Annotated in this window: 26 protein-coding genes, 1 tRNA gene and 1 pseudogene; 11 read left to right on the top strand and 17 right to left on the bottom strand. The window is 53.2% G+C overall.

Annotated elements, in window-relative coordinates; genetic code table 11:
- Positions 1 to 5: 5 nt before the first annotated feature.
- Together CUZ56_RS09485 and CUZ56_RS09480 are read right to left on the bottom strand one after the other, a co-directional pair.
- Positions 6 to 317, bottom strand: coding sequence for an RNA recognition motif domain-containing protein (locus CUZ56_RS09485; RefSeq protein WP_126980153.1), 312 nt, complete (start codon positions 315 to 317; stop codon positions 6 to 8).
- Positions 318 to 543: 226 nt separating this feature from the next.
- Entirely contained in the window at positions 544 to 789 is a 246-nt protein-coding gene (locus CUZ56_RS09480; RefSeq protein ID WP_126980152.1) for a hypothetical protein, read from the bottom strand.
- Positions 790 to 1,005: 216 nt separating this feature from the next.
- Here CUZ56_RS09480 and CUZ56_RS16355 point away from each other — a divergent pair.
- Positions 1,006 to 1,586, top strand: a pseudogene (locus CUZ56_RS16355) (SOS response-associated peptidase family protein).
- Positions 1,587 to 2,138: 552 nt separating this feature from the next.
- Here the strand turns inward: CUZ56_RS16355 and CUZ56_RS09470 are convergent.
- From CUZ56_RS09470 to hrcA, 11 genes are all read right to left on the bottom strand, one after another.
- A complete protein-coding gene (locus tag CUZ56_RS09470) occupies positions 2,139 to 2,603 on the bottom strand; it encodes a DUF2514 family protein (protein ID WP_126980151.1) in 465 nt (154 codons plus the stop codon).
- Between the two features lie 159 nt (positions 2,604 to 2,762).
- Complete coding sequence (locus CUZ56_RS09465) at positions 2,763 to 3,296, bottom strand: glycoside hydrolase family protein (protein ID WP_126980150.1); 534 nt, start codon at positions 3,294 to 3,296, stop codon at positions 2,763 to 2,765.
- Positions 3,287 to 3,547, bottom strand: coding sequence for a hypothetical protein (locus tag CUZ56_RS09460; protein ID WP_126980149.1), 261 nt, complete (start codon positions 3,545 to 3,547; stop codon positions 3,287 to 3,289). Before CUZ56_RS09460 ends, CUZ56_RS09465 begins: the two co-directional genes overlap by 10 nt.
- Entirely contained in the window at positions 3,544 to 3,828 is a 285-nt protein-coding gene (locus tag CUZ56_RS09455; protein ID WP_126980148.1) for a hypothetical protein, read from the bottom strand. Before CUZ56_RS09455 ends, CUZ56_RS09460 begins: the two co-directional genes overlap by 4 nt.
- Positions 3,829 to 3,924: 96 nt before the next feature.
- Positions 3,925 to 4,338, bottom strand: a complete 414-nt coding sequence (locus CUZ56_RS09450) for a hypothetical protein (protein ID WP_126980147.1) — start codon at positions 4,336 to 4,338, stop codon at positions 3,925 to 3,927.
- Between the two features lie 100 nt (positions 4,339 to 4,438).
- Positions 4,439 to 4,825, bottom strand: a complete 387-nt coding sequence (locus tag CUZ56_RS09445; RefSeq protein ID WP_126980146.1) for a YgiW/YdeI family stress tolerance OB fold protein — start codon at positions 4,823 to 4,825, stop codon at positions 4,439 to 4,441.
- Positions 4,826 to 5,012: 187 nt separating this feature from the next.
- On the bottom strand, positions 5,013 to 5,231 hold the full coding sequence (locus tag CUZ56_RS09440; protein ID WP_126980145.1) for a hypothetical protein: 219 nt from the start codon (positions 5,229 to 5,231) through the stop codon (positions 5,013 to 5,015).
- Positions 5,232 to 5,272: 41 nt separating this feature from the next.
- Positions 5,273 to 7,237: an acyltransferase family protein gene (locus tag CUZ56_RS09435; RefSeq protein ID WP_126980144.1), complete on the bottom strand. Its 1,965-nt coding sequence runs from the start codon at positions 7,235 to 7,237 to the stop codon at positions 5,273 to 5,275.
- A gap of 377 nt (positions 7,238 to 7,614) precedes the next feature.
- Positions 7,615 to 7,691, bottom strand: a tRNA-Ile gene (locus tag CUZ56_RS09430).
- Positions 7,692 to 7,827: 136 nt separating this feature from the next.
- Positions 7,828 to 8,370, bottom strand: coding sequence for an SF0329 family protein (locus CUZ56_RS09425; protein WP_126980143.1), 543 nt, complete (start codon positions 8,368 to 8,370; stop codon positions 7,828 to 7,830).
- A gap of 2 nt (positions 8,371 to 8,372) precedes the next feature.
- Positions 8,373 to 9,410, bottom strand: coding sequence for a heat-inducible transcriptional repressor HrcA (gene hrcA / locus CUZ56_RS09420; protein ID WP_126980142.1), 1,038 nt, complete (start codon positions 9,408 to 9,410; stop codon positions 8,373 to 8,375).
- A 329-nt stretch (positions 9,411 to 9,739) separates the two neighbouring features.
- Here hrcA and CUZ56_RS09415 point away from each other — a divergent pair, with 329 nt between their 5' ends.
- The 3 genes from CUZ56_RS09415 (at position 9,740) to CUZ56_RS09405 (ending at position 13,345) form a co-directional block, all read left to right on the top strand.
- The gene (locus CUZ56_RS09415) at positions 9,740 to 10,702 is read left to right on the top strand and encodes a hypothetical protein (protein WP_126980141.1); all 963 of its coding nucleotides are present in this window, start codon (positions 9,740 to 9,742) and stop codon (positions 10,700 to 10,702) included.
- 78 nt (positions 10,703 to 10,780) lie between these two features.
- Positions 10,781 to 12,535, top strand: coding sequence for a single-stranded-DNA-specific exonuclease RecJ (recJ, locus tag CUZ56_RS09410; RefSeq protein ID WP_126980162.1), 1,755 nt, complete (start codon positions 10,781 to 10,783; stop codon positions 12,533 to 12,535).
- Between the two features lie 81 nt (positions 12,536 to 12,616).
- Positions 12,617 to 13,345, top strand: a complete 729-nt coding sequence (locus CUZ56_RS09405) for a toxin-antitoxin system YwqK family antitoxin (protein WP_126980140.1) — start codon at positions 12,617 to 12,619, stop codon at positions 13,343 to 13,345.
- Positions 13,346 to 13,525: 180 nt separating this feature from the next.
- Here CUZ56_RS09405 and CUZ56_RS09400 read toward each other — a convergent pair whose 3' ends face one another.
- Both CUZ56_RS09400 and CUZ56_RS09395 read right to left on the bottom strand, forming a co-directional pair.
- Complete coding sequence (locus CUZ56_RS09400) at positions 13,526 to 13,753, bottom strand: YgaP family membrane protein (protein WP_126980139.1); 228 nt, start codon at positions 13,751 to 13,753, stop codon at positions 13,526 to 13,528.
- 67 nt (positions 13,754 to 13,820) lie between these two features.
- Positions 13,821 to 14,378, bottom strand: a complete 558-nt coding sequence (locus CUZ56_RS09395) for a rhodanese family protein (protein WP_126980138.1) — start codon at positions 14,376 to 14,378, stop codon at positions 13,821 to 13,823.
- Between the two features lie 571 nt (positions 14,379 to 14,949).
- On the opposite strand from CUZ56_RS09395, the gene CUZ56_RS09390 reads away from it, so the two are divergent.
- Positions 14,950 to 15,726 (top strand): TSUP family transporter, encoded by a 777-nt coding sequence (locus CUZ56_RS09390; RefSeq protein WP_239442341.1) that lies wholly within the window; start codon positions 14,950 to 14,952, stop codon positions 15,724 to 15,726.
- 77 nt (positions 15,727 to 15,803) lie between these two features.
- Here the strand turns inward: CUZ56_RS09390 and CUZ56_RS09385 are convergent, their stop codons facing one another.
- A complete protein-coding gene (locus CUZ56_RS09385) occupies positions 15,804 to 17,288 on the bottom strand; it encodes an MFS transporter (protein ID WP_126980136.1) in 1,485 nt (494 codons plus the stop codon).
- 136 nt (positions 17,289 to 17,424) lie between these two features.
- On the opposite strand from CUZ56_RS09385, the gene CUZ56_RS09380 reads away from it, so the two are divergent.
- The 3 genes from CUZ56_RS09380 to CUZ56_RS09370 all read left to right on the top strand — a co-directional run bounded on the left by CUZ56_RS09380 (position 17,425) and on the right by CUZ56_RS09370 (position 19,868).
- Entirely contained in the window at positions 17,425 to 17,994 is a 570-nt protein-coding gene (locus CUZ56_RS09380; RefSeq protein WP_126980135.1) for a hypothetical protein, read from the top strand.
- A gap of 150 nt (positions 17,995 to 18,144) precedes the next feature.
- Complete coding sequence (locus CUZ56_RS09375; RefSeq protein WP_126980134.1) at positions 18,145 to 18,840, top strand: protein-L-isoaspartate O-methyltransferase family protein; 696 nt, start codon at positions 18,145 to 18,147, stop codon at positions 18,838 to 18,840.
- Positions 18,841 to 19,106: 266 nt separating this feature from the next.
- Positions 19,107 to 19,868, top strand: a complete 762-nt coding sequence (locus CUZ56_RS09370; RefSeq protein ID WP_126980133.1) for an SDR family oxidoreductase — start codon at positions 19,107 to 19,109, stop codon at positions 19,866 to 19,868.
- A gap of 39 nt (positions 19,869 to 19,907) precedes the next feature.
- Here the strand turns inward: CUZ56_RS09370 and CUZ56_RS09365 are convergent, their stop codons facing one another.
- Positions 19,908 to 20,834: a hypothetical protein gene (locus CUZ56_RS09365; protein WP_126980132.1), complete on the bottom strand. Its 927-nt coding sequence runs from the start codon at positions 20,832 to 20,834 to the stop codon at positions 19,908 to 19,910.
- Positions 20,835 to 21,246: 412 nt separating this feature from the next.
- On the opposite strand from CUZ56_RS09365, the gene efeU reads away from it, so the two are divergent.
- From efeU to efeO (CUZ56_RS09350), 3 genes are all read left to right on the top strand, one after another.
- Positions 21,247 to 22,131 carry an iron uptake transporter permease EfeU gene (gene efeU, locus CUZ56_RS09360; protein ID WP_126980131.1) on the top strand — a complete coding sequence of 295 codons (885 nt, stop codon included), beginning with the start codon at positions 21,247 to 21,249 and terminating at the stop codon, positions 22,129 to 22,131.
- A gap of 26 nt (positions 22,132 to 22,157) precedes the next feature.
- On the top strand, positions 22,158 to 23,039 hold the full coding sequence (efeO, locus tag CUZ56_RS09355) for an iron uptake system protein EfeO (protein ID WP_126980130.1): 882 nt from the start codon (positions 22,158 to 22,160) through the stop codon (positions 23,037 to 23,039).
- 146 nt (positions 23,040 to 23,185) lie between these two features.
- A complete protein-coding gene (gene efeO, locus CUZ56_RS09350; RefSeq protein ID WP_162615311.1) occupies positions 23,186 to 24,358 on the top strand; it encodes an iron uptake system protein EfeO in 1,173 nt (390 codons plus the stop codon).
- The last annotated feature ends 12 nt before the right edge of the window (positions 24,359 to 24,370 follow it).

Here is a 24,370-nt window from a genome sequence, read left to right as displayed (position 1 = left end):
TAAGGTTACCATCTTTTACCGTAACCTTCTCTATTAAAGCCGCCTCTATTTCCGTTGCTAGGCCTTTCTTCACGAGGCCTTGCTTCGTTAACGATCATATCTCGGCCATCCAATGATTTTCCATTTAGACCTGAAATAGCAGATTTGGCATCACTAGCATTACTCATCTCTACAAAACCAAACCCCTTGGAGCGGCCAGTATCACGATCCATTAAAACAGTAGCAGAACTAACAGAACCATATGCTCCAAAAGCACTTTCAAGGTCACTGCTACTAACAGAATAAGATAAATTACCAACGTACAATTTGTTACTCATTTAAGGAGCTCCTAAAAAATATAAAAATATGGTGCCCCTTAAACAAATCAGTAAAAAATCACTTAAAGTAACAAACCATTCCAGCTACCCACTATACATCAGATCCTAAATTTATGTTTATTTAATAACACAAACAAAGATCAGCAGACACTGTGACTTAAGGGTATTGCAGAATACCCACTACAGCAAGACAGCAAAAGACATAGCGGCCCAGATCTAGAAAAGCTTACGTATTTAAGCCGTTTTTCCCGCACCAGTGATAAAAACCTTCAATATCGTCGTTGTTCAAACCGTTCAAAAGTCCAACCAAAGTATCTAAAGCTCCCTGAGCATAATTGCGCCGCGTTGTGTTGTCTTTTCCATGTCCGGTATGCGACTGTGTTAAACGCAATGCTTCAGGATTTTGCCCCAGATAAGCATGGACGATTTCTGCTAATCTCTGTTGAAATTTTGCATAAGTCGTCTTATTCATTTTTGTCTCCTTAATTGAGCGCCCATAATTTTGCATTCTAAAGGAAACTTAAAATAAGCCAAGTAATATTTATCTTTGCGTATCCCACGAAAACAGCGCTGTTTTGTAAATCGTTTACAGTGGGTACATGTGCGGTCGTTTTGTCCAATTTGCCAGAGTCTTCGAGTACCTTGAAGCACTCAAACCCCAGCAAGAACTCTTCGGTGTTATGACAACATCCCCATCGGAAAATACAACGTCGCGCCTGCCACACTGGTCAAAATCTTTCGCAGCACAGAACGCGGCATTTCCATTGAAGCTTCACGCTGGGGCTGGAAACCAGCCTGGGCAAAGAACCGTGCACCGATGATCAATGCCCGTTCAGAAGCTGTTGCAGAGTCCAGATACTTTGCACCGATCTGGCCGCACCGTTGTGTGGTCCCGGCCAATGGCTGGTATGAGTGGACAGGACAATCCGGCAAAAACAGCCTTATTACATTCACCTTAAAACCGAAGAGCCCATGTTCTTTGCTGCCATTGGTGAATTCTCAGGCCACGTTGAACATGATGGCTTTGTCGTCATCACGGCCGACTCTCAAGGCGGCATGGTGGATATCCACGACCGCCGCCCTGTCGTCCTCCCTCCTGCGCTTGCCCGTGAATGGCTAGACCCCTCAATCACATCAAAACGTGCCCGTGAAATCCTGGAAAAAGCATCACAGCAATCTGAACACTTTGCCTGGTACAAGGTTGACCGAGCGGTCGGCAATGCCCGCAACCAGGGTGAACGGCTGATCAAACCGCAAAATAAATCCTGATCTGCGGTACTATGACCACGCCCATATTTTGAATACAGGCTCACAGGCATAATATGCAGTGTCTATAAATAGTAAAAACAAACCCATGTCTGTTAAAAATCATCTTTGACACTGCCTATGGCGGAATCATCAGTGCAGAAAATCGGCTCACATTCCATGATCTGAGAGCCTACTACACCACGCAATATAAAGATGCAACCAACATGTTGCCAAACCTTCATAAAAATCCGGCAACGACTGCAAATATTTATGACCGCAGCAAGAAAACCAAACGCCCGGCGCTGTGATCATATTCCCCCGGTGGGAATATAAACAAAAACAGGCCAGCCCATAATAAAGCTAACCTGTTGTTTTATTTGGTGGGCCCACCTGGACTTGAACCAGGGACCAACGGATTATGAGTTCAGCATAAAACCGTGTGTTCATGCTGCTTATAAACATTTACATGGTAATAAGTATAGAAAATGCACGGCCTATTTATGCGGGTTTCCAGAGGTCTATTACCACAGGTTTAAGGATTCCTGAGCGCCTCATAAGCAGCATTACAAGCCCTCAATGCAATTCCGCGTTCGTCAGCACAGTTCTTGCATAGATTCCCGCTCCCGCATCAGACCTTGTAAGCAGGTTGGCAAGCACTCCGATGGGGTCTGAGGCATCATTGCTTCCGCTGGTAGGGGTGGAATTACAGGCTTGACGTAAACGGGTGATTTCTCGCTGGTACAGCCTATTACTGTCATTGAGAGCAACAACACCAGCGCGGCGCTCATCTTCCACTTTCTGCACTGCTTCACTGTTTGCCTGTGTTCTGACATTTTCCAAGTCCTCCTGATGCTGCATGTTTAGTCTGTAAATTTCTACCTGCTGGGCTATCTTGTACTGTTCATGCTCAAGTATGGCCTTTTGTGTTTCATTCCTGGATGCTTCCAGTCTCAAGGTTTGAACAGTCCCCCAGATGATCAGCCCCACAATAGCCAGAACAGCGCCCATCTCTGGAAGGTACTTTTTGATGATGTCCATATGTAACCTATTGATTTAATTCCGTTACGGGAATCCACGTAACGGCAAATGCCCCGTTTCAGATGACCAGATACCTGCACCCCTAATCCTTTTAAAATCATTGCATTAGGAGAAAAAATGACCGATTTCCCTGCCACCCTTTAGCCAGGGCGGTACTCGTCATTCCAACTCACTGATACAGCGCTGATATTCAAACTGCCTGCGGGTTGTCAGGCCATTCAGCACCTTGCCATTGGCCCTGTTGTACATCAGCAAAGCCTTGCAAGCACCTACCCTGTCGCCATTCATCAGGCGCGTGTACATGCTGGTGGGCTGGCCTGTGCGCTGTGTTTTGAAGTACCCTGTGTTGTGTGCAAACATGCCGTAGCCTTCTTTCTCACCCTGCGTCAGACTATCGAAAATTTCATCTCCAATAGCTGCACGCATAATAACTTGTCCTTCGGCCATGTCTTCCTGATACCATTGCTCACATTGTTCCGGCGTAGCTACCTGCCCCCGATATACGCCTTTCGTATGCCCACGGCAGATTGTTGGCAGAGCCCAACCATACACCACGTCGGGATATGCCGTCTCGCTGTAGCCCTCGAATACCTTGCCCTGATCGTAAGCACCCTGGGTCATGTAGTAACCACCACCCAAGGCGACCAGTCCGGCAATGACAGAAGCTATGACTTTTTTGCTTTTCAGTACCATTTCACTTCCTCATATTCAATTGGCGGCAGTTCATGTGCCTGATTAGGCCAGTTGACCCGGTTCGTCTGCCGGGATAGAAAACGTCTGCGCCTGCAGATGCTATAAAACTTAGGTTTTACCGCACCCCATATATCTGTACAGAACATGGCGACTACTGCCAAGATCGTCAGAGCCATGACGGTAACAGGAGCCCCAAGCAATCCGGCGCCAGCACACACAAACGGGGTAATGACTTTTGCTGTAGTGATCATTCGTCGTCCTTTCGTGCGTGCTTTTTGATTGCCATCGCAAGTTGAAACAGCCCGTAAATAAACGACACGATCAGACACCAGTTCGATAGAGTCACCCCCAATACCCTGAACACATCGTCCTGCATAGATATCACCAGGAAGCTTCCGACTCCTGCGGCAGGTACTCCGATTGCCTGTATCACATGGCCTTTCACTGTCTTGAATAGGTTTTGCATTTCATATCCTGTGTTTTTCTTTTGCCCAATAAAAAAGCCGCCTACTTCATCGTAGACGGCTGCCATATCATTAGGTGAACAAAAATCCACCACCAAGAATGTTGAGGATGCTATTGCTAAGAATTTGACATTCTTCTATAGCCTCAACAAAGTAGTCTTACCCTATTCTTTAATAATGCAATAGTCACTGCCATTTACCAACTTGCCAGTTACGCATCTAACTAATCCTTTACGGGTATACCCTGATTCCTCACCTTTTTCTTGCGGATTTTGTTTGCCAACAAAACTCATTCTACAAAGAATGTTTCCCTCCCACTCTTTGGAAGGTCCAGCTTCCCCCTCTGTCACATATCCACCTAATGAAGTATAGAAATAACGCCCAGGATTATTACTTTGAATTCTTGCTGCTTCCTGACATATTTGTGCCACGGTTCCACTGACCTCGTATGGCCCACCTGTTATAAGTGATAGGTTAGATTTAAACTGATCGCTGGTCCGATCAGCCTGAGCAACAACTGCAGAGCATGCTACTACCAAACTAAAAGTTAACGCCAATTTTTTTGCTGCTGTCTTCATACTAACTCCTATAAGAATGAAGTTCTATGATCGTAGCCAAACAGTGAGTAATGTGAACGAAAAAACCGCCCGAAGGCGGTTGTATGTTTTAGAAGGGAAGTTATTTCACTACCTCTAGATACCTTACGCGCACATGTGGATCTTGACGTTGATCTGAGTGACGCTTTCCTCCAACTTCTCCAATCAAACGGATTTTAGTTTCAGGAGTCACAGTTGTATTACTAAATACATGCGGAGGAATATTCACTACCACAGTTCCACTTTCATCTTTGAATGTATAGCGATCACGGTTAAGCCTTTCAACGATGTTGCCGACCAAAATACAAGGGGCATCTTCTTGTGCATTGCCAACCTGTGATGCCTTGGATACCTCGGTCAGTGCAGAAGGTCCCACAAAACCACCTTGATTTGTTCCTGGACCTTGGTATTGTGCAAACGCTGTAATTGAAAAAACCAATGAGATGATTGCAATCCATAAATAACGCATTGTTTATCTCCTTATGAATTATTACGGTAGTCTATCATGATAAATTATTCCTTATATAACAGCTCCGGTCAGAGCACATATCCAACTCAGATCAGGTCGCCCGTCTTTTTACTGCTAAATAAAAAAGCCACCCGTAGGCGGCTACCTTTTATCTGTTACTTCCCCATCCCCAAAGGGGACTGGTTTTTTATCGACTCACAGGCTGCTCCTGTTGCAGCTCTAATTGGCCGGTTTCGTACTTGTCACAAATATCTGAGCCTGTTACGACTACAGCCCATTTAGCGCCGCCGCCACCGCCCATGGAATCGCCTGTTCCCAAGCCAGGTACACCCACGGCACCTTTAGCAACACCATCACGACCACCGCCGCCCATCAAAATGCCACTGGGCGTATAGATTGCCTTCATTTTTCTGATATATCCATTGGTCATTGATATTGCCTTTCAATTTACATTGCTTGACGCAATGAATTGTCCCGGTGAAGCTTAACGCCGATAATCTCCTCAATCTGCTGCATCAGCATAGGAGCCACGAGCACGGAGCCTTTGTACGAAAAATGATTGATGTCATTCAGTTGGTAGTACCTGTCATCATTTTTTGTACTGCATATTCCATCAGGACAAATAATATTTGATGTGTCAATGTAATATGTGTTGGGGTGTTCTTGCGCAAACTGACGAAGCATATTGTTCATCCGGTAGGTGTATGTTTCTTCGATGAGATACGTTTCATCATTGGCAAATTGACACACATCCACCAAGAACGTGGGGCGTCCTCTGCATCCTGTATTTTTGCGTTCATCATTGTTACTGTAATGATATGGCGGGACACCAATGAGGATGATCTTTCTATCTCCCATCCTCTCCCGCAAAGCTTTGAGCCTGCCTAAAATGAAATCATAGTACTCATCATTTCCAGGGTAAATATATATGGGTTGATCACCTTGCAGCAAAGCATCTTTGTACATCCACTCCTGTGCAAGTATTAAGGGCAGGTTGTTCCCTTCCAGATACGAGAGTCCTCGCCGGTAAGTATCTCTACATTTATTTATATCTGCAGGATCTAGATGAAGTGCATTATTAAACGTATATTCTGCATCAACCATCCAGCACGTCCCTCTGAGTGCCAGTTTGAAATAATACCCGCTATCTGCCATGAGATGATCAAAACCAATAGCATAGTTGTACCCCATGCTGTCAGCCAACAAAACGGCCGCGGGTTGCCCATCAGCGTCCCCCAGCTTGTCAAGCACTACATATTTTCTCTCGACAAACTGAGATTCTTCAGCACTCAGCCCTGTCACCCGCCATCTGAATGCATCTATATTTTTATAACCCCACTTTGCCCCCAAAGCGATCGCCACACTCAGAACGATCAGACCAATGCACCAAAGCCATTTTTTGCCGATCTTTTTCCAGGTGACTTTTGATTCAATGCCATGGTAAAGCGCCATACCTGACAGAATTGAAAGTCCAAGCAAAACAATCCTGTCTCCCCACGCCATTGGTCGTGTAACCAGCAGATACTGATAAAAAACAATCAGCGGCCAGTGTGTCAGATAGATTGAGTAAGAAATTTTTCCAATGTAAACAACGGGAGCACAGCGCAGCAGGTTCCCTTTGGCAAATCCACCAGCCCCGTAAATCACAGCCGCCGCCCCTACAGTCGGAAGCAACGCTGCATACCCCGGAAATGGTGTTTGTGCAGAATATAAAAATGCTGCTGCCAGTATTGCAATTAACCCAACAATACACAAAACTGCCGCCGTAATAGCATGGAGTACCCTGTGATAAATAAACACCAGTAAGGACCCGATGCACAATTCAAAAGCCCGATATGGCAAAAGGTAATATGCTGTATTTGGTGTTTGCTCTACCCCGATTTGGGAAAACATCAGCGAAAAACCTGCAACTACAGCCAACCCGATGATCAGAGCCTCTTTAGAATGCTTGAGCAGAATCCAGATTAAAACAGGAGCCAGCAGGTAATACTGCCACTCAACACCCAATGTCCATGTATGCAGAAAAGGTTGAAACTGAGTCCCTAAATCAAAATATCCTAAATTCTTGCTGAAATAGGCATTGGATATAGAAGCAGTTGCATAACTACCAGAATGTAATACTGTTTTTAATAGTTTTTGATCCGCTAAACAAAACGCTGCTGCACACACCAAAACAATCACAACCAAAAGTGCTGGATAAAGGCGGATAAATCGCTTGGCATAAAACCTGACCAGATTAAACCGCCTGTTTTCGTAATCCGACACCAGAATGCTGGTGATTAAAAAACCCGAAATAACAAAGAAGACATCCACGCCAATGTAGCCGCCTGGGAAAGCCAGCCCCACATGGCACAAAAGCACCAGCAAAACAGCAATGGCACGCAGTCCGTCAATTTCAGGTTTATAGATCATGGGTCAAAATTATAACGCCACGATTAGGACAAAATATATTCAGCGACAATAATTCTTCCCGGGCCCACCGCTGCCGCCAAGAGCCACTGCGGTCGCTCCTGATGCTGCACCACCAGAGCCGCCGCTAAGGTGGACAAAAAGGATTTTCAACTGCGTGACATGCGGGCTAAGGCCACGACACAGGTTGATGATATGCAGGACATTCGCAGCGCTCAGAAGTTACTGGGGCACACAACCGAGGCCATGACTGATCATTATGTCAGGGGCACAGTTGGTGCCAAGGTGAAGCCAGTAAAATAATTGCGGAAAAATTTCCGCAAATAAAAAAGCAGTCTGATACGACTGCTGATTTATAGTTTTGATTTTATTATATTTTTTGGTGGGCCCACCTGGACTTGAACCAGGGACCAACGGATTATGAGTCCGCTGCTCTAACCAACTGAGCTATAGGCCCGATATTTTTTCTGTGATAAGGCAATCGCCTCAAAAGGTGTGATTATATACTGTAACGCAACCAGTTGAAAATAGCAGGCGTTCACATAGCGTTTGCCGTTTCGGGCACTTCTTTTATTCCGGCTTCGCCGGGATGGTCACTGTTTTAAGTCGTTATTTTTAAGCTGTTCAGCAGGCAGTGCTTTTGGACTGGCTGGTGTGTTTGCAAGAAATTCGCACTGCAGGCGAAATGCATAGAATGTTTGCAGAAACGGTGCATTGCCTACGAGCGTGTTTTTGAGTGTTTTGATCTGCTGCCTGCCGATGCGCCGGTCAAACAGTGTGAACAGCCGCACCAGCGGGTCGGCTGACTGGATATTGTCCTGCAGGCTCTGGCTGGTGTAGGCCTGGTAGCTTTCTTCAAACAGGCTGGTGTGAAACTGGCCTTTTTCGTAAGCGGCCAGCATGACCGGGTTCATGCCCTGCTGTTCTGCACGCCCCCAAAGGCCGGGGTTCTCGCATTCGGTTTCCAGGTCTGAGCTCTGTAGCACTTCTTTACCATCAATGAGAACGGCAACGCGTCCGCGCAGGTCGTGCGCCTGGCGGTAACGCGTGAGAAAGTAGCTGACACGGCCACGTGTGGCTTCGCACATCCAGTGCTGTTCCAGTTCTTTTTTGATTTTGCCCCAGCTTTTGGCCATGCTCAGGCGTCGGAGCCGTCGGGCTTGTAGCTCAGTGCATTGCTAACCAGCCGCGAGGTGATGTCGACAATCTGGATCATGCGGTCATACGCCATGCGGGTCGGGCCGATTACGCCCAGCGTGCCGACAATCTGCCCGTTGACTTCATAGGGCGCGGTGACCACCGAGAGTTCTTCAAACGGTACCACATGGCTTTCGCCACCGATGAAGATGCGCACGCCTTCGGCCTTGTCGGATACGTCCAGCAGTTGCAGCCACTGGGTTTTCTGTTCAAACAGGTCAAACAGTTTGCGCAGCGATTCCAGGTCGCCGGCCAGGTCGCTGACCTGCAGCAGGTTGCGCTCGCCGGAGACCATGACCTGCTCTTCGGCCTGATTGTCGCTGCCGGTGCTGGCCTCTACCGCCGAGCGCATCAGCTCAACGATTTCGCCGCGCAGCACTTCAATTTCACCGGCCAGTTGGTGGCGCACCGTGTCCAGCGCCTGCCCGGTAAAGTTGCTGTTGAGGTAGTTGGCCGCTTCGGCCAGTTCGCTCTGGTTATAGTCATTCGCGGTATGGATGATGCGGTTTTGCACATCGCCATCGGTTGCCACGATGATGACCAAAATCCGCCTGGCTGCCAGCCGCAGGAATTCAATGTGCCGAAACGCGGTGTTGTGGCGTGGCGCCATGACCACCCCGACAAAGTGCGAAAGTTCCGAGAGCATATGTGCCGCGCCGGATAACACCTGTTTGGGCTGCCCGCTGGGCAGGCCGGCATTGCGCTGCACTTCGGCCACCAGACGTTCATTGGCCGTGTGGGCGGTGAGCATGGTGTCGACAAAAATGCGGTAACCGCGCGGTGTGGGAATGCGCCCGGCCGAGGTATGGGGGCTGGTGATCAGCCCCATTTCTTCCAGATCGGCCATCACGTTGCGGATGGTCGCTGGCGAGAGTTCCAGTCCGGAGGCTTTGGAAAGCGTGCGCGACCCCACCGGCTGACCGTCTGCAATGTAACGCTCAACCAGGGTTTTCAGAAGTAGTCTCGACCGCTCATCCATAGCTGTTCATTTTAAAGGCAATAGCTGCTGTTGTCTGTTTGTCCTTGATATGTCTGCCAGTATAGCGCGCCCGGCAGGATTGTCATTTGCGGCCTGATCAGGCTGACAGGGCAGTAAGGTGGCATATAAGCCTCCTGCACGGTAAAGTCCGGTTATAAACGCTGGTTGTATGCAGGTGGTGGCTTGATGGCAGCGTATGGGCATATGGTCATGTGTTTTTAAAAGCGGTCTTTATATGGCTGCCCGCCGTCCTGCCCCCAAGCATAGGGAATGCAAGCCCCCTGCCTGACCGGCGGCATTGCCTGCCGTACTTGCGCAGAGTGCCTGCCATGGCACACAATAGCGCGATGCATTTATTGATTACTCACGCTCACAGCGTTGCCGTCACGCCCAATACGGATGCGCTGGCCGCTCATCTGAAGCTGCCCAACTTGCAGCAATTGCTCGCGCGCCTGAATGACAGGGGGCTGGATAAAAGCGATCCGTACAGCCTGAACATGCCGCACGAACGTGTGCTGGCACATTTGATGGGTCTTTCCTGCGATGATGGCCGCTTCCCCGCCGCCAGCCTGCACATGGCAGCCCAGGGGCTGGATGCTGCCGGCCACTGCTGGGCAGAGATCACGCCTGTGCATTGGACAGTGGGGCTGGACCAGATCAGCATGAGCGTGCCGGAGAATTTGCGCCTGAGCGACGATGAATCGCGTGCCTTGTTTGATGCGGTGCAACCGCTGTTGTCCGCGCAAGGCTGGCAGTTGCAATGGGGCACGGCATTGCGCTGGTATGCCACACATGAACTGTTGCAACAACTGGCTACTGCCAGCATTGACCGCGCCATCGGGCAGGACGTGGACGACTGGTTGCCCGATGACTCTGAGCCTGCCAAAGAACTGCGCCGCCTGCAAAATGAGGTGCAAATGCTGCTGTACCGCCTGGCGGTAAACCGGCAGCGGCGTGACAACGGAGAGCCGGATGTCAACAGCATCTGGCTTTCCGGCTGCGGCATACTGCCTGCACAGGCACACCTGCCGCAAGACCTGATCATGGATGACAGCCTGCGCCTGCCCTCCCTGCAAGGCGACGGCCCGGCATGGCTGCAAACCTGGCAAACGCTGGATGCCGGCCCCATTGCCACGCTGCTGGAAGCTTACCGCAGCGGCCAGACGGTGCAACTGACTTTATCAGGCAGTTGCGGTTTTTGGCAGTGGCAGGGACAAAAGAGCCTGTGGGGCGGCATTCAGAAATGGTTCCACCAGCCACCGGAGCCGGTACAGATTCTGGCAGCGCTTTAACGCGCTGATTCAACACCTTGCATATGGACCATTGCGGGGAAAAAGCCGCCGCAGCAGCATCCGATTACAATGGCGTTCATGCATTTAATTCCGCGCGACATCCCTCCCCGCACCCAGTGGCAGCTTGAGCAGGCCGGCATACACCCGCTGCTGGCGCGCCTGTATGCGGCACGCGGCGTCAGCAGCATCGACGAGGTGGATGCCAGCCTGAAACGGCTGCTACCACCCGATACGCTGGAAGGCACGCATGAAGCGGCTTTGCTGCTGGCCGACGCGCTGGAGCAGCAGCACAAACTGTGCATTGTGGCAGACTACGACTGTGACGGTGCCACCGCCTGCAGCGTGGCTTTGCGCGGACTGGCCATGCTGGGTTTTGCGCGTGAACAGCTCAGCTACCTGGTGCCGGACCGCGTTGTGGACGGCTACGGGCTGACCGCGGCCATTGCAGACCGTGTCAAGGCCACCGGTGCCGGGCTGCTGGTTACGGTGGATAACGGCATTGCCAGCCTGGAAGGCGTGGCACACGCCCGCCAACTGGGTTTGCAAGTGCTGGTTACCGACCACCATCTGCCCGCGCTGGTTGATGGACAGGTGAAACTGCCTGAAGCCAATGTCATCGTCAACCCCAATGCGCCGCAATGCAGCTTCAGCAGCAAGGCGATGGCCGGTGTGGGCGTGATGTTTTATGTGCTGCTGGCCCTGCGGGCCGAACTGCGCGCACGCGGCCGTTTTGACGCGCAGACACAGCCCCGGCTGGACAAACTGCTTGATTTGGTGGCGCTGGGTACCGTGGCCGATGTGGTACGGCTCGATGCCAACAACCGCCGCCTGGTGGCACAGGGGCTGGAGCGCATGCGCAAAGGCCAGATGCAGCCCGGCGTGGCCGCGCTGTTCCAGGTGGCGCGTCGCAACCCGGCGCGTGCCAGCACGTTTGACATGGGTTTTGCGCTGGGGCCGCGCCTGAATGCCGCCGGACGCCTGGCTGATATGACCATCGGCATAGAATGCCTGACCACCGACGATGCAGCACTGGCAACACGCCTGGCAGGTACGCTGGACCAGATCAACCGCGAGCGCAAGGACATTGAATCCGACATGCTGGAGCGCTCGCTGGTACTGCTGGAACAACACCTGACGGTTGATGAGCAACTGGACAGCGCCGCACAATTGCCGGCGGCCATCGCTATTTATGACGCCGGGTTTCACGAAGGCGTGGTCGGCATTCTGGCCTCGCGCATCAAAGAAAAGTTTTACCGCCCCGCGTTTGTTTTTGCCCCGAGCCAGGCGCCCGGTCAGGAACAGATCTTAAAAGGCTCCGGACGCTCCATTGCGGGTTTTCATCTGCGTGATGCGCTGGACCTGGTGGAAAAGCGCCATCCCGGTATGCTGTTGCGGTTTGGCGGGCACGCCATGGCTGCGGGCTGCACCCTCAGGGCACAGGACTTTGAAACATTTGCCAGTGTTTTGGCACAGATTGCCGCCGAGTTGCTGGATGCCGCCACGCTGGCGCGCACACTGCCAACCGACGGGCCGCTGCCTGCAAGCTATTGCACACCGCAAACGGCACACCTGCTGCAAACAGCGGTATGGGGCAACGGTTTTGCCGCCCCTGTTTTCAGTGAACCGCTGCAGATACTCTCGCAGCGCATTGTCGGGGAAAAACACCTGGCGCTCAAACTGAACTACCAGCAGCAGGTGGTCGACGGTATCTGGTTTGGCCGCAGTGCGCCGCTGCCGCAAAGGGCAACCCTGGCCTACCGGCTGGAAGCTGACGAATGGCAGGGCCAGCAGCGTGTGCGTTTTGTGGTGGAGGGTATGGACGACGGTGCATGACAGTGCGTCAAGGGTTAAAGTGACAATTCAATTCAAAATCTACATTAGAATCAATAGTACATTTCAAAGTAGGTTTACACCATGAAAAAGCTGTTACTTCTTTTATCCTGTTTTGTGATGGTCTTTGCAGCCCATGCGCAACAACCCTCTCAGGAAAACACCTCTTACACCCTTGACCCTCAGGCCACAGCCGCCGCACCATGGAAAGTGGGTGAAATGATCGCGGAAGAGCCATGTTTCGTCCTTAATGAAACAACCTGCTACTTCAAATTTCTTGGCATAACTACACAAGGCAAGGCTTTGCTGCAGGAATTTTATGCATCAGAGCAAAAGGCAACAGAACCTTATACTGCGATAGTATTACCAGAGACCGGAGAACGACGCCGTGATGGCTTATACACCATGCTGCATGAAAACGGTCAGAAAATGATGGAAGGCTACTATCAGGACGGCAAACGGCAAGGACTTTGGCCCATCTGGTGGTATGGCGATGGTGCGAAACATTCGGAAGGCTACTATCAAGATGGCAAAATACAAAGACTTTCGGCCTTCTGGCATGATGATCAGAAAATGTCGAAGGACCATTATCAAGATGACAAAATGCAAGGACTTTCGACCCGCTGGCATGAAAACGGTCAGAAAGCTCGTGAAGGTCATTACCAGGATAACAAAAAGCAAGGGCTTTGGACCTGGTGGCATGACAATGGTCAGAAATCTCAAGAAGGTTATTATCAGGATGACAAACCACAAGGGCTTTGGACTTGGTGGGATAAAAATGGAAACATCATTGAAAAGAGAAACTTTGACTGATACGGTGCCATTTTTCGTTTTGGATAGATATTCCCCGCTTTTTTAAAAACCGCATTTATCCATGCTAAAACCACCAGGCACCTCATTTTGAGGTGCTTTTTTTCATCAGAAACAATTCATTTGGATTTGCTGCGTGCCGGGTAGCAGCGGCACGCGAGAGAGATCAAAACGCACACGGTTTCAGCGCTGCTGCTGATCTGTGCCGGGGGCTGAATCCTGCGGTTGCTTTTTGCATGTGTTGATGCCCAGCCACAGGTACACCGGGCAAAACCCGATGATGCCCATCACCAGCGGAAGCAGGCCCAGCCAGCCCCACCAGCCAATCTGCCCGGCAACAGCCAGCGCAATCAGCAAAAGGCCAACTGCAATGCGAACTACCCGGTCTGTCAGTCCCAGATTGAACAGCATGGTTTTCCCTTTAACACGTTTTCAAAATATCCGGCCAACCGGACATGATTGGCAATATAACTCTTTTCTACTCATCCAGGTCAAGCCCCGCATACCGGTGTGCTTTTTTGTTCCATGGCATCTGCATCATCAGGTAACCAAGCAGGTTCACCCCGGTCAGCCCGGCAAAAAGCTGTTCCACCCCGATAAATGCGGCTACCAGATGAAACCATGGCGAAATCACAAAACCCAGTGTGACGCCCGCAGCAACCAAGGCGCCGACCAGCATCTGTACCTGACGCGAAATTTCAAACGATTGAGAGGGTGCGGTAAATACCGGCAGACCGGCTTTTTTCCATGCGTTCAGACCGCCTTCAATGAAATAGGCCTGTCCGGGTGCCACGCTTTTTTCCAGCAGCTTGGCATTCATCCGGGTACGCGCACCGGAGCGGCAGTGGAAAATCACCACGGTATCCTTATCGGCCTTCAGCTTTTTCCCGGCAAAACGCTCAATCGGCACATTGCGCACACCTTCGATGTCAATGTATTCGCGCTCGTGCTCGTCCGGCGAACGGATATCCACCAAACGGGCGCCCTTTTCAATGAGATCAAATGCCTTTTGCGGTTTTATTGCTTGAATCGGCATGGTTTTCCTTCACATTCGACTTACCAAAACAATCACTGCACCATGCATACCTGTGCCGGTACGGTGACAAAAATTTCACATCCATTGGCTTTTCTGCCTTTGGCGCCTTTAGTGCATTTTGCTCATGCAAACACCACGGATGAACAACACTGACAGATTCATCTGCCACAAGTGCCTACTTGCAGTCAGTGCAACAGTCTTTCCCCCGGTGACAGCGTATCAACTCTGGCGATGGCTCTGCCGCGCGGCTCATGGCATCTGACGGCATTCACCCGGTGTTTTGCAGATAAACACCAAATGGGGGTGTTTATCTGGTATGGCGCTTCTTCTATCTGTAATATTACATTATTGTCAGATTTTAGTGCCAATTCTTGTCAGTTGCATCCATGCCGGATAAAAACAGCACAGTTTGTATGCTGGGGCACTGCTGCCCTTTGCCGGTGTTTGCTTAATGCTACCGCATGAAACAAGTTGCAAACTGGCGTACACTTGCGCCTGGTGCTGCTGGATCTGCCCCGGATTTTTTCCGGCTCGTCTCAAAAGCCTGTTATCTGTTGGGAATCACATCATCGTGGGCATCGAAACCATTGTCATCCTGTTTTTTGTGGCGTTTGGCGCCGGTTTTCTGGACGCCATTGCCGGCGGCGGTGGCCTCATTACACTGCCTGCACTGCTGATGGCAGGGGTTAACCCGCTGGCCGCATTGGCCACCAACAAGTTCCAGTCTTCGGCGGCAACCATTTCCGCCACCATTGCCTACGCCCGGCGCGGCCTGATCGAATTTAAAACCGGCTGGCCGATCTTTTGCATGTCGTTTCTGGGCAGCGCCATCGGGGCAGTGCTGGCCAGTGTGATCCCGCAGTCTGCCCTGCAGGTGCTGGTGCCCATTCTGCTGATCATTGTGGCGATTTATTTCTATCTGTCACCCAAGCTGAGCAACGAATCCACCAGGGCCAAACTGTCCTACTTCACATTCTGCCTGACCATGGCACCGGTACTGGGGTTTTATGACGGCATCTTCGGCCCGGGCGCCGGGTCGTTTTTCATGATCGCTTTCGTATCGCTGCTGGGGTTTGGCATTCTGCGCGCTATTGCCTACACCAAGCTGGGCAATGCAGCCAGCAATGTCGGCGCGCTGCTGGTGTTTGGCGTGCAGGGTGCCATTGTGTGGCCGGTTGCGCTCACCATGGCTGTGGGGGCTTTCATCGGTGCCCAATTGGGCGCACGCTTTGCTGTACGGTTTGGCGCCAAAGTCATCAAGCCGCTGATCATTGTGGTCTGCCTGATCATGGCGGTCAAGCTGCTGCTGGACCCAAGCAACCCGATCACCCATTTCTTTCTGAAGTAATGCTGCACCAGCACCGGCGCTAATGCCGAGCGCTGATGCCAAGCTCTAACGCTGAGCTTTAATACCAAGCGCTTGTATCATGCGCCATCGGGCTTGCGAGTCAGGCGCCAGGTCAGTATGGCAGCCAGCGCCGGCAGCACAACAAAACCGGCCATCAGCCACAGCGCCGCCTGCCCGATCAACGTCGGCGGTGCACCTTCCTGCCCGCCACCGGTGGCGTTCACCACCAGCCCGGCCAGTGCCGAGCCAATGGCCATGCCATACAGTTGCAGTGTGGTTCCGGCTGCCGAGGCATGCCCGCCCTGCCCGGGCGCTGCCAGTTGCATGACCCGGGTCAGCAGATGCGGCCAGGTGGAGCCAATGCCAAAACCGGTACCCGCCAGCGCTGCCAGCAAGAACATCAGTTGCAGCGGGTAAATATCCCAGCGCCAGGGCAATAACACTGCCAGCGCCAGCAGACTGCCCGCACACAGCACCGGGCCCAGGCGCAGCATCTGGCTGGCCCGCTGTCCACTGCGCCCCGATGAAAACAGCGATGCCGCACTCCAGCCCGCCGCCATGACGGCCGCCAGATAGCCTGCGGCCAGCGGGCCATACCCGTGCAACTGCTGTAAAAAATACGGCACATAAATCTCAACCATGATGCCCGCCTGCAGCAGCCAGATACATGCATAAACCACCCCCAGCGGCATGCGCAGGCTGTGCCCGCCAACCGGCAGCATCTGCGTACCCTGGCTGCGGCTGTCCACCCAGACTGCCAGTGCGCCCAGCAGCAGGCCACCCACACAGCCCGAGAGCGGAATCCATAACCGCGTTTTTTCCAGACTGCTGACGGCAACCACCATCGCAGATGCCACCAGCAGTGTCAGCGCCAGCCACGGGATGGATGCTTTTTCACGGCCCGTACTGCCTGCTTCGCGCTGCACGCCGCGCGCCAGTTGTTTCAGCACAATCAGCGCCTGCACCACCGCCACCGGCAGCAGCACGCCAAAAGACCAGCGCCACAACCCGTACTCGGCAAACACACCACCAATGGCCGGGCCGCATAAAGTAGCAATGCCCCACATGGCCGATACCAGTGCAATCGCACGCGGCCACAAAAAGGGTTTGAACACCTGCCGGATCAACGCATAACTGAGCGCGGTCAGCACGCCGCCGCTGAGCCCCTGCACGGTACGCCCGGCCAGCAGCACCAGCATGCTGGGCGCCAGCGCGCAGACCAGACTGCCCAGCATGAACACCGCCATGGCAGCCAAATACGCGGTACGCGCACCCCAGCGGTTCAAAACAGAAACGGTCAGTGCTGAGCCCAGAATGGACGCCACCACAAACAGCGTTGTGCTCCAGGCATAATAATTCACGCCCCCAATTTCAGCCACAATGGAGGGCATGATGGTCGCCACGATCAGCACATTGATGGCATACAACGCCACCCCGCCGGTTACCGCGACTGCGCGCCAGATGTATTCGGAGGAAAACAGGGTTCCCCAACTGGCAACCACGGGCTGGTCTGCCGGAATCCGGGCCGATTCAACCGTGTCGGAACGGGTTTGAGATGTCATACGCTATGTTTGGGCGTCAGTTTGCACGCTGCACTGACGTCGATGGAAATGAGGTTATGCGGTTCATTATAGAATGCTGCCAATGCCTGCCCAAGCGGTGCAGGTAAAAGCATCCTCAGTGTCCTTTAGACACAAGATGCCCCCTTATACAACCCATTTCATTGCGCGCCCCCTGACCATGACCCTTTCTGAACCCCAGTCCGGCCAACCGGCTGCATTACCGCAAAGCCATGTTCCCAACATTCCCGGCATCATCTTGCTGCTGATGTTCATCATCCTGCTGGCTAGGCCAGTGACCCAGGCGCTGGGAGCACGCTTTGAAACCCAGTTGTTCGCCCAGATTGCGCCCCCCATCACCAAAGACCCGGCCTGGATCGCCTACCTGGCAACCGTCATCACCCATCTGATCATTTCCATCACACTGGCGGTGGCCACCTTTTTATGCATGGTCACCGTCAAGCGCGCGTCTGCGGTGCGCTTTGCCATCGCCGGTTTCTGGCTGCTGTGGCCGGTCTCTATCCTGGTTGCGCACTGGCAAAGCACATATTTCATCAGCCGCTACTTTGGCGCATCGCAGGTTGCGGCGCTCAGCCCGTTTCCCACGGCCATGCTGGCAGCCGGCAGCCTGATTGCGCTGGGCTGGACCGCCTACCTGCTGACCTCCCGCCAGGCCAGGCAGGCTTACCCTCACAGGCCGGCAGTTTAAGTGAAGCCGCTAGCCTGAGCCTGCTTTGCAAAGGCCGCCAGGAATAACAGCCTGATGCCATACACCATCACTGTCCTTCATGGCGATAAAGCTCTAAAATAGATAAGATTAACCTATTATTGACAAGATTTGACCTTCTGGAGACCGCCCATGAACGTTGAGCAAGCCCGTTACTACATGATAGAACAGCAACTGCGCCCCTGGCTTGTGTTGGATCCCAAGCTGCTGGAGTGCATACAGGCTGTGCGCCGCGAACTTTTTGTTCCGGCAGCCTATCAGGCCATGGCGTTTGCCGATATGGAAATCCCCCTGCGCGCCAACCCGACCCAGGGCGAACACATGCTCTCTCCCAAGCTGGAAGGCCGCCTGTTGCAGGCACTGTCGATTCAGCCCGACGACCGGGCACTGCAAATCGGTACCGGCTCAGGCTATATGGCTGCCGTCATGGCGCAAATGGGTGCTAACGTGCTCTCGCTGGAACTGGAAGTTGAACTGGGGCAAATGGCGCGCAAAAGCCTGCAAAAAGCCAACATCACCGAAGTGGAAGTGCGCGTGACCGATGGCTCCGGCGGCGCCCCCAAAGAAGGCCCGTACGACATCATTCTGCTCACCGGCTCGGTCGCATTTGTGCCGCAGACCTTTTTCAACCAGCTCAAACCCGGCGGCAGGCTGGTAGCGGTTGTCGGCGATGCGCCAGCCATGACCGCCATGCTCTACACCCGCAAGGAAGAAAGCACCGATACCGAAAAACCGGTCAGCATGGAAGACATTCACGCGCAATCGCTGTTTGAAACCTATATTGAACGGCTGCGCAATTTTGACGAGAAACCCTCGTTCACTTTCTGACACATCGCAAAACAGATTTTCGGTTTTCATCTGCATTCAGGCCTCTTACCCGGAGGCCTGTTTTCATTGGGTGCCTTTCCCTTTCTCTTTCTCCCCTGAACCGGCAGCCGCACAACCGCCCTGAAACACCCGCAGGCAGTGCGATCAGCCCTGCTTACAGCATGGGTTGGCCTTTTATAAAAATAGCTGTCAAAATGCCACAATAGCGTCACCAGTGCCATCAGCGACCATGCTCTTTCGCTACTTCATTGCCAAAGGAAACCGCCATGAACACCCGCCACAGCCCCACCCTCACACTGCCTGTCAAAACCGCCATTGTCACCGGTTCTTCGCGTGGTATTGGCCGTGCCATTGCGATACGGCTGGCGATGGACGGCTTCAAAATCGCCGTCAACTATACGAGCAATGAAGCGCAGGCGCAGGAAGTGGCTACCATCATTCGCAACACGGGCGGCCATGCCGTTGTCATCCAGGCAGACGTCTCCCGGCCAGACGATGTGCAACACCTGTTTGCCGCCACGCAGGAAGCCTTTGGCGTGATCGGCGCCGTGGTGCACAGCGCGGGCGTCATGTCCATGGCAACCATCGCACCGGAAAACATCGCGCTGTTTGACCAGACCATCAACACCAACCTGCGCGGCGCTTTTCTGGTACTGGCCCAGGCCGCCAAATACCTGGGCGAAGGCGGGCGCATTGTTGCCGTTTCAACCAGCGTCATTGCCAAGCCCTCACCCGGCTACGGCGCGTATATTGCATCCAAAGCCGGCGTGGAAGGACTGGTGCGGGTACTTGCCCATGAACTGCGCGGACGCAATATCACCGTCAATGCCGTGGCACCCGGACCAGTATCCACCGAACTTTTTCTCAACGGCAAAACCGCCGAACAGGTTGAACAACTCGCCAAAGCAGCACCGCTGGAGCGGCTGGGGCAACCGGAAGACATCGCCCGTGTCGTGTCATTCCTGCTCGGGCCGGACAGCGGCTGGGTCAACGCCCAGGTGCTGCGTGCCAATGGTGGATTTGCCTGATAGAAAAGCCGCAGCCAGGTACCGCAGCAAGTGCTGCGGTCAGCGGGAAATGACCAGTTCACCGTCAATCAAAGAAAACCAGGGGTTATAGCCCCAGAAGCCTTTGCCCTCCTGGTTTTTAAGGCGCAGTGGTGAAAAGCCCCTGTTGTCGAGCCGAACCAGGCGCCCGCCCATCGCCGTTTGCAGTTCAAAATCATCCCAGCGGATAGGGACCGCTCCGGTACTTTGCTCAAATTTGGCATCAAACCCAAGAGAGTCGGCCCACATGCCGGGGGCCAGATGGTTGGCGGCTTCTTTTTCCTCAAATGAGATGCGCGCTTTCTCCTGGATACCTGCCATATCTTGATGATCCATCAATTGCCAGAGCTCTTCATAGGCCTGCCGTAGTTTTTCCATGTTTTCCGGCGTATCTTCAAATACCGCGGCTTTGGTCCATGCCCACTCGGGAAGCCCGCTGAGCGTGACCTCACGTTCAATATGATAAAGAATGGTTCCTTCCTTCTCAAACTCATGGACGGCGCCAGCACTGGCCGAGCCCTGATAATGCGGCGATTGGACGCCTGTTGGCTGAAGTTCACCATCCACTTCGGCCACCGTGGCAACGAGCTGTATGACTTCCGCATCCCCTTCAGGAAGTGCCGCTTTGATCACGATCCGGCATTCGAAGTCGGCAGGAAATGCTGGATCGCCTTTTAAGGCCGTCAGGCTCGCTACATCAACGGCAATGGTATTTGCCCCATTTTCCAGATAGGGCGTGATATTCAGCCCCGCAGCCAGCGGGCCTTCGTCATAATAGTTTTCAATAATCTGTACCTGATTAACAGATGCAATACACAGCGCATTTTGCGCACTGAAATACAGCGTATGTGGCACAAACGGTGTCCTATCTGCCGCATACAGCATTTGAGGAAATAAAAACAGCCCCAGCAATCCCAGTAAACCTACTCTTATTTTTTTGAATGCCATTTCAATCATTTTCCTCTTAACCCATCTATCAGTTATCCAAATTCATTGTATCTTGGCCTGCTATTTTCTAGTGCCCCCTTAACGGCATGCTAAGGCATTGCCTGGCCAAAGGCCTGCCGCCCCTGTAAACGGCCTTTTCCCCTGCACCTCCCCCTCGCCCCCGGCTTCATCCCCTGCTGTATGGTCTTTTAGACACCTCAGGCCCCTTATAGGCAATCGGCCTGTCAGGCTCACCGTTTTGGCCGTCTGCCGGCATATCCATATTGTACTTGTCAGATTAATTGCTAAATGATAATCATTATCACTATAATAACCATTCATTATTAACAGAACATCAGCTGTTGTAGGCGGAACCGCAGGCGATCCGACAGGCACGCCTGCCACTACGGCTTGCATTTTTGCTGTATTCATCATGTTTTTAGCAACATTTCTCATCATGCTGCGCGAAGGGCTGGAAGCCGCCTTGATCGTGAGCATCATTTCCAGCTACCTGAAGCAAACCGGCAATGAAAAATGGATGAAGTTTGTCTGGCTGGGTATCGCACTGGCGGTTGCGCTGTGCCTGATCGTAGGCCTGGCGCTGTACTACACGGTCGGCGAAATTCCGCAAAAGGGCCAGGAACTGTTTGAAGGCATTGTCGCGCTGATTGCCGTGGTGGTGCTCACCTACATGATTTTCTGGATGCGCAAGGCATCGCGCTCGCTCAAAAATTCCATTGTGCAAAGCATTGATTCGGCCATCAACCGCAGCACCGGCCAGGGGCTGGTGATGGTGGGCATGGCGTTTTTTGCAGTGGCCCGCGAGGGGCTGGAATCGCTGTTTTTCCTGTTCAGCTTTTTTGACCAGGATGGTTACGTGCTGGTTGCCACCGCGGGCGCCAGCCTGGGCCTGTTTACCGCGATTGCGCTCGGGTACGCCATTTATAAAGGCAGCGTGCACCTGGACCTGCGCAAGTTTTTCAAATACACCGGCGTGCTGATTCTGTTCATTGCCGCCGGCCTGCTGGCCGGTGCGCTCAAGGCGTTTCACGAAGCCGGCATCTGGAACAGCCTGCAAACCATCGTGTTTGACCTTTCGGACAGTTTCCTGTCGATTCACACGGTACTGGGCTCAGTCCTCTCGGGGCTATTCGGGTTCAACGACCACCCCACCCTGGGAGAAGTCATTGCCTACTTCCTGTACCTGATACCGGCATTGCTTTTCTTCTTCTGGCCAGACAGATCAGCCCGCGCTGCCACAGCGCCAGCCACATCTGAGGCTGCTGCGCCAGCATCTGTGTCTACATCTCACTCATGATTCATTGCATTTTTTAAGGAGCTTTTATGTTGCGTTTCAAACTCAAATCCTCTGTTGTTGTGGCTGCCTGCGCAGCAGCGCTGTCGCTGCCGGTTTATGTGGCACAAGCCCAGACGGCACCGGCCGCTGCATCGGCAACCGCCTACGTGCCGCACGCCGAGGATTTCATTGAACCGGTAAGCCAGTACAAGATGTATGTGCTGGCCGAGATCGACGAGCTGGTAGCCAAGACCCGCCAGTTTACCGATGCTGTCAAAGCCGGCCGCATTGAAGAAGCCAAGGCGTTGTATGCACCGGCACGCGTTCACTATGAACGGATTGAGCCAGCCGCAGAAATTTTCGGCGACATGGACCCGGCCATTGACGCACGTGAAGACGATTTCAAAGATGGCGTGAACGACCCCGAGTTCACCGGCTTTCACCGCCTGGAATACCTGCTGTTCTCGCAGAACACCACCGAAGGTGCCGGCAAGTATGCCGACCGGCTGATGGCCGATGTGCTGGAGCTGCAACGCCGCCTGCAGGACGAGCCGATTCCGGTGGTGAAGATGGTTCAGGGTGCCGCCGACCTGATGGACGAAATCGCACAGACCAAGATCAGCGGTGAGGAAGACCGTTACAGCCGCACCGACCTGTGGGACTTCAGCGGCAACCTGGAAGGCTCGATCAAGATTGTGGAGCTGCTGCGTCCGCTGATCGTCAAGGCCAACCCGCAACTGCTGGCAACCATTGAGAAAAACTTTGCCGAAGCGCAGGCCACGCTGAATAAATACCGCACCGCCGACGGCAAGGGCTTCCAGAGCTATACCGCTGTGACCGAAGCCGACAAGGTGTTGATGCAGGCCCAGATCACCACGCTGGCAGAAGACCTCTCCACGCTGCGTGCCACACTGGGGCTGGATAACTGATACGCGCATGGCGATGAACCGGGCTGATGCTGTGCGCATGCATGCAACACATGCATACGTACACAAACATACAGACGGCCCGGGCGCTGTTGCAAAGGCCTTTGAACCGCAAACGGTTCAAAGGCTTACGAATAAAGGATAAACACATGTCACGCTCGAGCGTTTTTTGCAGGCTGACCCGTTACGCCGCCGTTGTTGCGGCCGCCATGGCGCTGGCCGCCTGCGATAAAACCGATGACGCAGGCAGCGGCACCGCACAGACTGCCGCCCCTGCCATGCAGGAAATTAAAATTGAGATTCTGGACCATGCGTGCGACCCGATGGAACTGACCATTGACGCCGGCAAAGTCCGCTTTATCATCCACAACAAGAGCAACCGGGCGGTTGAGTGGGAGATTCTCAAGGGCATACGCATTATTGACGAGCGTGAAAACATTCCGCCGGGCTTTACCCAAAAGCTCACCACCACACTGGACCCCGACACGTATGAAATGACCTGCGGGCTGCTCTCTAACCCCAGAGGCACGCTGGTCGTGCGCGCCACCGCCGACAATGGCGCTAACCGCAAGCCCACACCGATTGAGCTGGTGAGCGCCGCTGGCGAATACAAGGTATACATCAGCACCGAACTGAACGCCTTGCTCAAGCAAAGCCAGGCACTGGCAGACGCCATCAAGGCCGGCGACCTGGCCACGGCCCAGGCGCTGTATGCCCCGGCACTGCAACGCTATGAGCACATCGAACCGGTACTCAAACAGTTTTCCGCGCTGGATACGGCGATTGCCGCCGATGAAAGCGTATTCCGCGAGCGCGCCAACGACCCCGCTTTCAGCGGCTTTCACCGCATAGAAAGAGGTTTGTTTGCCGACCAGTCCACCGACAACCTGGAACCCGTGGCAGCGCAACTGCTGGAAAACATCAGCGCACTGCAACAGGAAATCAGCACCGTGAAAACCTCACCCGACCAGATGGTGGGTTATGCCGCTGCACTGATCCGTGAAATTGAGCAAAGCAAGCTACAGGGGCATAAAAACCTGTACGCCCGAACCGACCTGTGGGGCATACAGGCCAATCTGGATGGCTCGCACCGCATCTTCCGCCTGGTACGGCCCATGCTTTCCAAAGCGCACCCCGAGCTTTACCAGCAGATTGAAGACCAGTACAAGGCCGCCAACACCATTTTGGAAACCTATAAAACCACCGACGGCTTTCAGCCTTATGAGCAGTTAACCGAGGCAGACAGAGAAGCGCTGAAAACCACACTGGCGCAGTTGAATGACAACCTCTCCAGCCTGCCCGAAGCATTAGGCCTGGAATAACCGGGCACGTTG

This window comes from Saezia sanguinis (assembly GCF_003991585.1).
In the GTDB taxonomy this organism is placed as follows: Bacteria; Pseudomonadota; Gammaproteobacteria; order Burkholderiales; family Burkholderiaceae_C; genus Saezia; species Saezia sanguinis.
The sequence above is the reverse complement of the archived record's forward strand: the minus strand, read 5'-3'. Positions and strand labels throughout refer to the sequence as shown.